At 43.8% G+C, this 11,958-nt stretch carries 12 protein-coding genes (1 of these 12 only partly in view); 2 read left to right on the forward strand and 10 right to left on the reverse strand.

Features of this window, described 5'->3' with window-relative positions; all coding sequences use genetic code 11:
- The 9 genes from LEP1GSC050_RS15205 to LEP1GSC050_RS15245 all read right to left on the reverse strand — a co-directional run bounded on the left by LEP1GSC050_RS15205 (position 1) and on the right by LEP1GSC050_RS15245 (position 8,276).
- Entirely contained in the window at positions 1-900 is a 900-nt protein-coding gene (locus LEP1GSC050_RS15205) for a hypothetical protein (protein ID WP_010572073.1), read from the reverse strand.
- Positions 897-1,949, reverse strand: a complete 1,053-nt coding sequence (locus tag LEP1GSC050_RS15210) for a hypothetical protein (RefSeq protein WP_010572074.1) — start codon at positions 1,947-1,949, stop codon at positions 897-899. The genes LEP1GSC050_RS15205 and LEP1GSC050_RS15210 overlap by 4 nt, the downstream gene beginning before the upstream one ends.
- Complete coding sequence (locus LEP1GSC050_RS15215; RefSeq protein ID WP_010572075.1) at positions 1,946-2,449, reverse strand: RNA polymerase sigma factor; 504 nt, start codon at positions 2,447-2,449, stop codon at positions 1,946-1,948. Before LEP1GSC050_RS15215 ends, LEP1GSC050_RS15210 begins: the two co-directional genes overlap by 4 nt.
- Positions 2,450-2,602: 153 nt before the next feature.
- On the reverse strand, positions 2,603-3,736 hold the full coding sequence (locus tag LEP1GSC050_RS15220) for a DUF5777 family beta-barrel protein (protein ID WP_010572076.1): 1,134 nt from the start codon (positions 3,734-3,736) through the stop codon (positions 2,603-2,605).
- Positions 3,733-4,320: a YceI family protein gene (locus LEP1GSC050_RS15225; RefSeq protein WP_010572077.1), complete on the reverse strand. Its 588-nt coding sequence runs from the start codon at positions 4,318-4,320 to the stop codon at positions 3,733-3,735. Before LEP1GSC050_RS15225 ends, LEP1GSC050_RS15220 begins: the two co-directional genes overlap by 4 nt.
- Positions 4,317-4,799: an LIC11213 family lipoprotein gene (locus tag LEP1GSC050_RS15230; RefSeq protein WP_010572078.1), complete on the reverse strand. Its 483-nt coding sequence runs from the start codon at positions 4,797-4,799 to the stop codon at positions 4,317-4,319. Before LEP1GSC050_RS15230 ends, LEP1GSC050_RS15225 begins: the two co-directional genes overlap by 4 nt.
- Position 4,800: 1 nt before the next feature.
- Positions 4,801-6,165 carry a transporter gene (locus tag LEP1GSC050_RS15235; RefSeq protein WP_010572079.1) on the reverse strand — a complete coding sequence of 455 codons (1,365 nt, stop codon included), beginning with the start codon at positions 6,163-6,165 and terminating at the stop codon, positions 4,801-4,803.
- Between the two features lies 1 nt (position 6,166).
- A complete protein-coding gene (locus tag LEP1GSC050_RS15240; protein ID WP_010572080.1) occupies positions 6,167-7,615 on the reverse strand; it encodes a YncE family protein in 1,449 nt (482 codons plus the stop codon).
- 223 nt (positions 7,616-7,838) lie between these two features.
- Positions 7,839-8,276 (reverse strand): LIC_11090 family protein, encoded by a 438-nt coding sequence (locus LEP1GSC050_RS15245; RefSeq protein ID WP_040911762.1) that lies wholly within the window; start codon positions 8,274-8,276, stop codon positions 7,839-7,841.
- A 253-nt stretch (positions 8,277-8,529) separates the two neighbouring features.
- On the opposite strand from LEP1GSC050_RS15245, the gene LEP1GSC050_RS15250 reads away from it, so the two are divergent.
- Positions 8,530-10,605 (forward strand): methyl-accepting chemotaxis protein, encoded by a 2,076-nt coding sequence (locus tag LEP1GSC050_RS15250; RefSeq protein ID WP_010572082.1) that lies wholly within the window; start codon positions 8,530-8,532, stop codon positions 10,603-10,605.
- Positions 10,606-10,670: 65 nt separating this feature from the next.
- Here LEP1GSC050_RS15250 and LEP1GSC050_RS15255 read toward each other — a convergent pair whose 3' ends face one another.
- Positions 10,671-11,114: a carboxymuconolactone decarboxylase family protein gene (locus tag LEP1GSC050_RS15255; protein WP_040911764.1), complete on the reverse strand. Its 444-nt coding sequence runs from the start codon at positions 11,112-11,114 to the stop codon at positions 10,671-10,673.
- Between the two features lie 618 nt (positions 11,115-11,732).
- Between LEP1GSC050_RS15255 and LEP1GSC050_RS15265 the strand changes: the two genes are divergently transcribed.
- Positions 11,733-11,958, forward strand: the 5' portion of a protein-coding gene (locus LEP1GSC050_RS15265) for a hypothetical protein (protein WP_010572084.1). It continues 752 nt past the right edge of the window; the window shows 226 of its 978 coding nt (coding positions 1-226); its start codon is at positions 11,733-11,735; its stop codon lies off the right edge, out of view.

The raw sequence follows: 11,958 nt of genomic DNA on the forward strand, positions 1-11,958 counted from the left end.
CTAAAAGCGAAACGACCATTCGGTGCGAAAGCCGCTAGATAATCCTGCCGGAGTCGCTTCGTAAGTTGGAGTCACGGATAGTCGACTGTAACGACTTAAGATCGCGGAACTCGGAGAAGGTCCATTAAAATAAGTGAATACTCCGTCTATTAATACCAGTAATATGAATAGATTCGTCGTCGATCGTTTTCTTCTCTCATATTCGTCATGATCGATGATATTGTTTCCGAAAGGAGTATAAACGTGAGTCGACAAGTGTTCATATCGAGATAGGATGAGAGAAAAGGCCTTATCGTTGTTAGACTGTAAATATTTGTCTCCTAAATATAGGAGCGTGATATCCTCACCCGAGGAGAGCGTGGAATGCGAAGGTCGTCTATAAGCTGCCGCCAATAGAAAAGAAATCGATTTTCCGATTATAAGACCTATCCCAAGATTCCTACGATCGGTTCCGAGTAAACCAGACCGTATCGGTGCGGGTGCCCAAAGCCAAGATAGATTTCGTTCGGGTTTAGCGATCAGTGGAGGGACCGGAGGTTGTATCTCGATAACTTCGACCGGAGGTATTATGGGAAGAGCCTCCGGGATTTTAGGGGTATCCGGAACCTTTATAGTTTCCTCACTTTCAGGTTTTTTAGTCTGGGAAGGTTTGATTTTAATTTTAGGCTTTGTAGAAACAATCGGGCCGGGTTCGATCGCCTTTACCATATCCATGGGAAAGGATTGAGCAGTGCCGTCCGGAGATTCGAGTCGAATCTCCTTGCCTTCGATCTTGCTTTTAACGTTAGTGATTACACGACCGTCTTTCAAGCGCACGGTATCGGCAGAGATTACCGATTGCGTTAAATATGCCAGAAGTAATGCGATTACATTCCGTTTAATCGCCAAATGAGATGTCACTCGAATTCAATCCTTCGAATTTGAGAGGCTTTTATTTCTTCTATCCGATTATCCATTATAAGAATATATATATCTTTATTTTGTAATAAGCCGTTTCCTTTTTTGACCCTACCGTCTTTTAATAAGATCCGGTTTCCTGGAACCGGAACCGCTTCCGGGAAAAGGATTTTTCCGGGATCGGCACCGGAGGATCTCCCTTCGTTATTAGGTTCCATTCCGGAAAATAGGCGCGTAAGAATCGTTTTTTCCTCGATCGATAAGGGTCGGATACTAGAGTCTTCATCCTCAGTAATGAAAGTTACGGTTTCATTTTCAAGTAATTGCTCGCCGACTCGGGAGACACTCGATTCCGAATTAACGAGTCTTACTCCCCCTTCCAATACTTCCAACTTCGTACTATTCTCCGGCCCCGGACTGACTCTAATTTTTGTTCCGAGTAAAATCGCTTTTTTAGATCCGAAATTAACTTCCAGATCTTTCGCAAATCCTCCGAGGAAAGTTTCATTCGTATAAGATTCTATAAGCAAAGATCCTTTTTCGTACTTGATAGTCCATGTTCCATCTATGAGAGAAACTTGAGCTTCGGAATTAGGTAAGAGCCTCAGTCTTAAGGATTTACCCTTGGAGGAGGTATGAAAGAAATAATCGCAGACTGAAAGCTTTTCGGATTTGAGATTCGAAGCTTGGTTTGCGATACAGGTTCCGAAAGTCAGGATGTCGATTCGCTCCATTTTACGCATCGGGAGCATCCGAGTAAGATAAATGGAAAGACCTATCAGGATCGCTGCCGCGATTCCGCTTGCAGGGATTACGATTCTTAGAGCTTGGAATTTTGATCTATGTTTATTCGTAATACGAAATGCTTCCGTCAGACCTATGTGTATTTTATTGATCTCTTCGAATTTCTTCCGTAAAATGGGCGAGGCTTTAAGCAGATCATGGAGTTCGTCCCCCTCCGTTATATTTTCATCGAGTAAGAAGGATGCGACCAATTCTTCGAACGGAACCGGATCGGATTCGAACGCCTTGACTTGGTCCTGAAAGTTCATAAACCGACTCCCTGGTTCTTTAAGCAATTACGAAGATTTCTCAGAGCTTCAGCGTATCGTCTACTTACGGACCGTTTCGTGATTCCTAATTTGGAACCGATCGTTTCTAAACTATCGCGAGTGAGGTATTTTGCATCTATGACTTTGCGTTGATGGTCAGGGAGTTCCTTTAAACATTCGGAAAGACGGGCGATACTTTCGGATTCGATACGCGGTTCGTCGGGTAATCTTGCTGCGATCGAATTCATATCCATTCCCTCCAATACTTTCTTGGTTTTCCGCTGACTTCCAAAGTAAAGATTACGACCTACAATCTTCGCCCAAGAGTAGAAATTCCCTTTTTGCGGATCGAATTTGCCGGGATCGTTCGTAAGGATTAGAAAAACCTCCTGCACCAAGTCGTCAGCCTTGTCAAAATCTCCGGTTAACGAATAGAAATAAACGAATAGGGATTTTTTGTTAATTTCGTAAACTTCGACGATTGGATTCTTTTCTGGCATAGGAAGGATTAATTCGATTCCCGCCTAAATCTTTCCTCCAGTCAAGAAGTTTCGATCGTATAGAAAGCGAGTTCGCTAGCTTTCAATGCGCCGAATGTAATATGACGATTCTAAAATATAGGGACGTCCTTTTTCGCAAAACCGTCCTATTTCCTATTTTTTCTCCGATTCTTTCATGGATTCTTGTCGATGTTCGGAGGAATTCTCGATCGCTCCGGAGTTATCGGTTTTTATCTCTTCCCATTCGACGCCTTTTGCTTCCTCTTCGAACGAGAAGCTTCTATGAATATTGAATCCGACCGAATATTGGCGCTTTCCGAAATCGAAATCTCCTCCGTTGAGAAGCTTGGTCTGAGCCAAAGCGCGTATGTCCGTGATAAAAAGTTGAAATACATGTCCTCCGGTTTCGAAATCGACGCCGAAGCTGAACGGAACGGTATAATGTGGAACATGTTTATGGAGGACTACATTTTGAAAATATACGGCAGGTAGATCCCGTGGAAGGACGTAAAGAGTATTGATATCCGTCGCAGTTAGGGTCCGGACTCCTTGCAAGGTGGTTGGTCCGCTCGCAGAGACGTAATCGGTTCCGATGTAGTCGCGTTGTTTCGTAAAGATGGCCTCGAAGGTAAAATCCACTCGCTTAAATAATTTAAGCCTTCCTCCCACATCGACTCCGAATCGATCGTTGCGAAGCGTCGATTTCACGAAATTGCGATGAACGAACGTCGGCGAAAGTTGTAACGAAAAATATTTATTGAATTTTCTGGAAACCAAAATCGAAGCCATGTAACTTCTTTTATCATTATCCGTTAAGGTGTAATGATTTACGTTTTGGGAAATATTCGCGTCTAGAACGGAAATGCCGGTCGAAGGCGGTTGAATTGCGGGATTTAAAGGGATGATCTCTTTATCTGTATCTTGCGAAGCGACCCCCCACAAACTCATGGTGAACGGTAAAATCGAAGATTGAGATAATAACCGAACTTTAGAGCGTAACTCGTAGGTTTTATTCTCGGAGATCCTGGCAGCTCCGACCGAAATTGCTTTCGTAATTCCATAATCGGCTCCGATTAAAATGTTTGCTCCAGAATCCAAGCCGAAAAGATCTTTAAAGCCGTTCTGAGCGTCTCCGAATCTATGATTGAATCTAAGATCTAAATTTTTATATCCGACATTTTCCGTCGAAGGCATATTGATTAGCGTCGGGCTCATGAATGCGGAACCTTCTCCGAAAAGAGAATGTGAAATCAGAAAAATCAGGAAGATAAAATATTTCTTTTTCATTGAGGACTTTCTAAGAGAAAAACGGTTCTGACTTCGATTTTTTGGTTTAACTTCAGATTCAGTAATTTAGGCACCTCGATCAAAAAATCTCTCAGTAGTACGGTGAAAGTGGCTGTATATACTAGGTGTCCGTCCTTCCCTGACAAAATCCCTTCGATGGTAAAATCGCTTTTTTCTCTTCCGTGTAGATAAAGAGTTCCGATCGTTTTCGCCTTTCCCGTGATCGAATCGAAGAAAATAAGCTTTCCTTTGTACTTCGCAAACGGAAAGTCGTCGCTCTCCAGATAATTATCATGCAAATGAGCGTCGCGAAGTCGATTTGCGGTCGTGAAGTCGCGAAGATCGATGTCGATAGTTAACGTTTTTTGAATCGGATCGATTTCACCGGAAACCGTCTGTCCGACGCCTCGAATGATTTCTTGCGGAGCTTCGCTTTTAAAATATACTTTACCAGAGGCGACTTTGAGATTCGAATTCGGCAACTCGATTCCGGCGATTTCATATACCGGTAAAGCCGAAATCGCCAGGAATAGAATTCTTAACGCGTACAATCTTCCATTAATGGAGTCCGTTAAGTAGCTCATGGACCTGCACCTCCCTTAATCCAACAATAAATCGCTTGGTTCAACAGGTCCGAGGTGAACTGGGACATTAGGCCGCCGGGAATAACCACCCGAAATAAGATACTACTGTTCGGGTTATTCGAAACGACTATCGAGGATAAAGAAGCGTAACTCGTAACGTCCACTCCTGCGCGAATGTTTCCTCCACTATGACATTGTCCACAGTGAGAAGTGATTCCTTGTCCTTGGTCGAGGCTGGCAAATGTGGGTTTCGCGACCGAGCATTGATAGGATATTTGTTGCCCGCTAAGAAGAAGAGTCTCTAACGCGCCGCCTCTGATTTTATCCGCTCCCGAATTTTCACAAGATAGGACTAAAGCGGCGATAAAAATCAGGACAAAACGAACACTTATGACTTTAGATTTGCATGTCGGGAAAATGAATTTTAAGTTCCCGACTCTAAATCCGCGGATTAAAATGTTTAGTCTTAATCCGTGCATCTTAAAACAGAGCCTGTGCCGATACGTTGAATGCGGATTTTAATCCGAGTTGGGGGCCGTTTAAATGTTGCTGGATTGGAACACCATATTCGAAATTGATTCTAGTTTCAAGATCAGAAATTAATGGAAGTTTAATATTTGTTCCTGCGAAGGCGATCGTTCTTCTGCCTCCTTGTTTTTCGGGATCGTTTTGCGGATTCATCGCTATCGGTAAGCTCGGGTCCGAGCCGGACAAATTCTCCCACTTATCGAGCTGTATTCTTCCTAGAAACGAAATCCAATCCTTAACTTTCAGGCCTATCCAAAAAGAAGCTTCGTAACGGTTTCCGAATTTATATCCGTTTGCGTTTTTCCCGTCTCTTAAGTTGGCCAACGCTTGCGTTCCCCAGAATATTTTTTCCCATTTTCCGGTATATGTTAATCCGGGAGAAGGATTATAAGTTCCGGTTCCCGGTTGCATACCGTACGGGACTTTTATTCGGGGTAATCCCGGCGCCATGAAGTCCTGTTGATCGATCGAGCCCGTCGGAAAACTTAGGCCGAGGCTTAATAAAAGCGAATGATTTTCTTTATGCATGGTTCGATATGATATTCTGCCTTGAATGTCTCCCACTCCTTGTGCACTCATATAAGTTTTTAAATAACTGCCGCCGTTCAACATTTCCATACTGTTCCTTACGAAAGGAATCATTGCCATTGCTGTAAGGTTTTCGGTAATCGCGCCCATGACGGTTGCCATATGCATTTCCATATTCATTCGGGTAGGAGTCATCATGTAAGTCGAATTTCCAAATGTCGGCGAGGCTGTAGGCAATCCGATAATACTGCCGTTCGTCGTCGTTTGGTGAGGAAATACGAGGGGCAGCATGGGATCTATCTTATTCGAGCCCTGATACAAACCGGACATATTCATAAGCATATAACGATATTCTACCATAATATTCCCCGGTACGTGAGTGTGAGTTCCCATTAATCCGGATGGGGCTTCCAGTAGGTGATTGGAAGCATGCTTGCGGGAATGTTCGGACTCCTTTTTTTCGACCACTACCGGGTTCTTACCATCTTCCTTTAACGTCGATGCGTCTTGCTCGTCGACATTAAAGGAAGATGAATCTTTTTTCGGTTCGGCCGGAGATTCCTTTTTTTCGGAATTTTCCGGAAGCTTGCTTCTTTCCGAGTTTTCGGATTCTTTATTTTTACTTTCAGAAATATTTTTTGGCGACTTTTTGCTACCCTCTTTATTTCCGAAAAGATCGTCCAGAATTCCCTCCTCCGCGGAGAGAAGAGTGCCTCCGAATATCATGGAAATTAAAATGATTTTCCGAGTCGTCTTCAAGAGGGAACCGATTCGATTTGATAAAGGCATATTACATTCCACTCATGCCTCCCATTCCGCCCATACCACCTAACGCATCTGCTCCGCCCGGTTGGAAGATCGTGGAATAAGTGGGGTTTCCATTTACCGATACGGTCGTTAAGGGGTTGTAACTCATTCCATCTATAATCGTGACGGTTCCGTCGCTATAATTCGGAACAAAAAGATTCTTTACAGAGCCGCTCATCGCGTTTATCGAAAAAGTTCTGTATGATTGGTTGGAAGATCCGACCATCGCGGTCTGGAGTAAGCTCGGATTTGGAAGGGATGAACTGTCGAAAATATAGAATGCTCCCGAGTTGATCGAAGAAATTTGTGTCGATGTTCCGGAAACTGCTGAGGCTACGAAGAGTCTTTTTCCGTCCGGTGATTGCTGAAAATCGGAGAAACCTGCCTTAGGAATTCGAGTTAAACCGAACGTAGCGCCGGTCGGGTCCGCTAAATCTAGAAATCTTAAAATTCCATAGGCTAAAGAACTGTAAGTAGTCGTATCCGTACCGGAAAGAATTAGGTATCTACCGCTTACGTCCGTTTTCATTACGGTATATCCCTTGCCGACGTTAAGCGAAGAACCGAGTAAGGCTCCGGTTCCGCTATTTCCGTTAGGGTCGATCACGGAAATCGTACCGGCTCCGGTGTTGTATACATAGAACAGATTCATAAATGAAGAATAGGCTACGTTTAACGGTGCGGTTCCGACCGTGATTGTCCTTAAAACTCCGCCGTTTGTGTCGGGAGGATTGATTCCCGGCGCCCCTAAAAATGTCGGAGAATTTGAATCGTCGTCTATTACGGAAACCGTATTGTCCGATTGATTGGTGACGAGCGCTAAGAAAGGAGAAACTGTCTGGAAGGCGACTTTATGCGCTCCTTTTCCTACACAGATAGAAGCGTGAATGTACGCGATGATAACGGGATCCGGATCGTCGTGCACGACTGAAATCGAAGATACGTTCGGATTTGCTTCCGACGAACATAAGATCGAATCGATTCCGGATGCGTTTCCGTTATTCATCGTCCAATGATGGTCGGTATTGTTCGGGTCGACGACGATTTCGAGCGGGTTCGTTCCGACGGGGATGGTTTTTAAAACGGTTTGTTGAGCTCCGGTTTGAATAATCTGCACTATATTCGAATTTGATAAAGTGGACAGAACATGTCCGGTCCCGATTCCGGATGCGATTAATCCTGCGGGTTGGACGGAAGACGAGATTTCCGGCAAAGTGCTAAATCCTCCACCAACTTGAGCCTGTATCGGATTAATTCCAAAGGAGGAGGTGCTTGAATTGGAAATATAGACGTACGCCTGCGTTTGACCCGCGGCTAAAAGATTAAGAAGAGTGGCGGACTTATTATAGTCCCCCGCTTTCGTTACGGTGCATCCTATGCTGAAAACACAGAATACAAGCGGTAAAATGCTATTTTTTGTATAGAGTGACATGACCGTATGTCCACCTTATCCTATTGATTCGGATGATCTCCGTTAGAGAAAGGTAATGGATGGAAAGATTCTCAATTGAGAAACGATATTATTCGTTCTTCTTAACATTCGCCCGGAACGTTCGATAGTCCATGCGTTTGAAATTTTAAAAGAATAATCTTTTAGAAGGGGTCCACGGATTACGGAGAATTCCGTGGCTCTAGCTCACTCCCATCCGTCTTGATCAACGATGGGGTGGACGAAATGGATTCCCTTGATAACCGGAGGATAGGGGAACCTCGGAGGCGATTATGGTTGCGGAGTTTATCTTAATCGGAACGAAATTTATATCGGATCTTTCATTTAAGAATTGGAAAGAAAAACCGGGATTTTCATAGTTCTTCTCGTGCTTTTTACAGGCACACTCGTGCTCCGATTGTTTGTCTTTTACGGAATGACAATCTGGAAGCTTTCCGGACCGTTCGACAGAGAGGATTTGCAAGGAAGAATCCGTCTTTGAAACGAAGTAATCGTCTTCTATATCCGCTTCATGAGTCTCCGCTTTCGAGGCATGATTACAAGTGCAAATCAGGCTTACGAACGCATATTGTCTAAACGCAGCCTCGGCAGATTGAACGCCGAAGGTCAGCAGGATCACTGAGAGTGAGACCTTGTTTAACATTGCGATAGAGACTCTTTGTCGAGAGTCGAATTCCGAAGAATTTTGGTCAACGAGAATCCCTCGTTTCCTTCTCGAATCCAGGGAGACATTTCTCAATTTAAAAATCTTAAAACCTTTCTTCGAACCTAGTTTCTCCTGCAATTGTTAAGCGAAATGTTTACGTTTCAAGATTATAAAAAACGGGGGATATTCCGATCGAGAATTAACTTTTTTACTTTAAAAAAAAGAGGCTTATGCATTCTTTCACCTCGCTATGAGTATTCGTGCTAGAGTTTCCATATATGTCTCCTTGGTTTTGATTGCGGGCTTTTCTCTTTTAACCGTAGTTAATTCGATCGCCTCCTATAGAAATCTTCGAAGTGAAATAGAACGTAATTCCGAAGTTACGGCAGAACGCTGGGCGCTGGAAGTGAAGGACATGCTTGACGTAGGTTTGGGAATGATCCGAGGGTTTCGATGGCCTTTGATTTACGCAACTCCAGAACGAAGCCAAGTCATCAACGCTATTCGCGGAATGTTGGGGCGGAATAAAAATTGGTTCGGAATGTGGCTGATTTACGAGCCCAACGCTTTCGACGGGAGAGACGCACAATTTAGAAATACTGCCGGTCATGATGCTACAGGAAGATTTGTACCTTATATCGGTCGATCCAAAGGCGCTGATGTCCTGGACTTGGAACCGAGCGTAAACTACGACACTAACGATGAAAAAGCAGAATATTATAATATTCCAAAAAGAACTAATGAAATGGCTGTGATCGACCCGTATATTTATCCGGTTGCCGGTAAGGATGTTTGGATGATCTCGCTCGTGGCTCCAATCAGCCTGGACAAGGACGTTTACGGAGTAGCGGGTATCGATATTGCGTTAGACCAGCTTCAGGCTTTTTTTAAAGATATAAAACCCTTCCGAGGGCAGGGATATATTTCTTTAATTTCATCCAAGGGATTGTATGCCGCCCATAGCCAACATCCGGAACTTCTAGGTAAGCAACTTCCGAATTCGGAAGAATTGGATTTAGTTATTCGGACCAAGGAACAGGCTAAGAAATTCTCTTTCGAATCCGAGGATCATTTACATTATTATCTTCCTTTTCGACTGGGAAGAGACGCGAAACATTGGGTCGTCAAGATCAGTATTCCTAAGTCGATTTTTTGGGAAGATCTAAGCAAAGTTATTTTAGAGAGTATAGTGAGTTCGGTATTAATCCTGATCACCGTATTGATAGTTCTAAACGTTATTTTTAAAAGATTGATCACTTCCGGACTTTTGCAAGCGATCGGATTTTCTCAGGAGATTGCGAAGGGGAACCTTACCGTGCATACCGACTATGATAGAGACGACGAGATCGGAAAAGTTCTAGGGGCAATGGCCCAAATGAGAGACGGTCTTCGTAAAATCGTGGCTGAAATCAGTTCAACTGCGGGAAAAATTTCGAAGACTTCGGACGAGATGAATTTTTCCTCGAGTCATTTTTCGGACGTAGCACAAACTCAAGCCTCGGCAGCGGAAGAATCGTCGGCAGCCGTCGAGGAGCTTGCCTCTTCCGCAGAGAACGTGGGAAAATCCATGGAACGAGCTGTCTCTAATATGAAAGAGATCGACGGTAACGTGATTCTGTTACGCGAACAAATCGCCAGTATTAATAGCGAGATGCAAGGGCTGGCGAGTCTAGCGACGGAATCGAAGGAAGAAGCTTCGAGCGGGGAAAACGCAATGAGTTCCTCCACGAGGGCAATGGCAGGCATCCGGGATTCGGCCTCACGCATTACGGAAATCTTATCGATTATCACGGATATTTCGGAAAAGACGAATCTCTTGGCCCTGAACGCCGCGATCGAAGCGGCCCGCGCAGGGGATGCAGGTAAAGGCTTTGCGGTCGTGGCAGAGGAGATCGGAAAGCTTGCGGCTCAGACGTCGGTATCGGTGCAAGAAATAGGCAATTTAGTAAATTCGACCAACGAAGCGGTCGCAAATGGAAACGCTAAGGTGGGGGAAGCCTCCGAGGTCTTAAAACGCCTGAAAGTTCGGGTCGAAGAGTTTGATCGGACGGCAAAGAGCGTTCTCGTCTCGGTGAAAACGCAGGAGAAAAATACCGTCGAAATTAGGCAGAGCGCTTCCAGCCTAATGAATTTTAGCATGCAAATCGAAGAGGCGGTCCTCGAACAAAAACGGGCTACCGATGAGATTACTAAAACGATTCTGAGCATTTCGGAAGGAACACAGGAGATAGCAGCTGGTGCCGATCAAGTGACCGGGTATTCCGGAGAGATGCGAGGACAGGCTTCCCATCTTAGCTCCTTAGTGGGCCGGTTTCAAACCGACTAAATCCCTACTCGCTCGGAAGGGTTTAAATTATGCTAATTAATAGTAATTTAAACTCTTCCGTAAGATCATGCTAATGGTGCCTGCTTTCCGGTGGTTATTGCGATCCGATTCCATGAATTAATCGTGTTTATTAACATGATCAATGCCACAAATTCTTTTTCGTCGAAATAGGCTCTTGCATTTTCGTATACATGGTCCGGTAATCCTTCCTGAGAAATTTTAGTTACGTATTCCGTAACCTCTAACGCTGCTCTTTCTTTTTCGGTATAGTAAGGAGATTCCTTCCATGAGTTGAGTAAATATATCCTTTTTTCCTCCTCGCCTTCCGATCGGGCGTCCTTCGTATGCATATAAAGACAAAATGCGCAGCCGTTTATTTGCGAAGCCCTGATTTTAACCAGTTCACGCAGTTTAGAGTCGATTCCTCCCGATTTAGTGAATTCCTCCAAGGACAGCATTGCTTGCAATGCAGCCGGATATGCTCTGGCATAATCGAATCTAAGATTCATATTTTTCTCCTTCTTTAAAAGAAAGACGTCTATACGAACGCAATGTGACAGTTCCCATATAAGAATTCGAATCCAGGACGGTTCATAAACCGCAAAGGCCATTGCGTTCGCAATTTCTGGAGCCTCTTCGCGGTTCCGGTTTTTACCTTTAGGGATGATTTTATTTCTTAGAGATTTCCTCTTTGAAGGAATCAGAATCTCTGGCCTTTCCTATCTTTCGTAAAAAAATCGTCGGAAATTCCCTGTAAAAATCTCGTATCGATCAAGTGGTCTATCGAAGTCTGAAGCCAAGTTCGAGTGAAATTTCAAATAATCCAAAGATTGCAAAAACTTTATATAGGCCCTATATCAAAACTCGGCTGAACTGAAGGAAGAAATTTTGTTCGTAAAAAAATCGAGCGAGGCATAACGAAAATCCGGAATTGATATCCGAGACCAGATGCACATTCCAAGATCATTCGACGAAAATAAGAGGTTGGTAATAGTACGTAGATTCGGATAGGCTCTGTAAGTAGTTCTACGTACATTAAGAATATTTTATTCTTTTTTGAATTCCATTCCTGCAAATGTTATAAAAAAATAATTGCCTTATTTTTATTTTGTTCTATAGGAATTCGTATGAAGCTAAACAGTCGTCTTCTTGCTTTAATTATTCCTTTTCTTCTGCTACTATCTTCGTGCAAGAAGGGAGGGGGGAACTCCGATCAAAATATGATGTTGTTCCTACTTCTTTATAATTCACCGGTCGCCGATTTCAATCCGGTATTAGGGTTTCCCGGTACAGTCAATACCGTAACTAGTACGGGATCGTTTACTGCCGCTAGCTCCAATTATGCGGTCAGCG

Origin of the sequence: Leptospira broomii serovar Hurstbridge str. 5399, assembly GCF_000243715.2 — a bacterium.
GTDB lineage: Bacteria > Spirochaetota > Leptospiria > Leptospirales > Leptospiraceae > Leptospira_B > Leptospira_B broomii.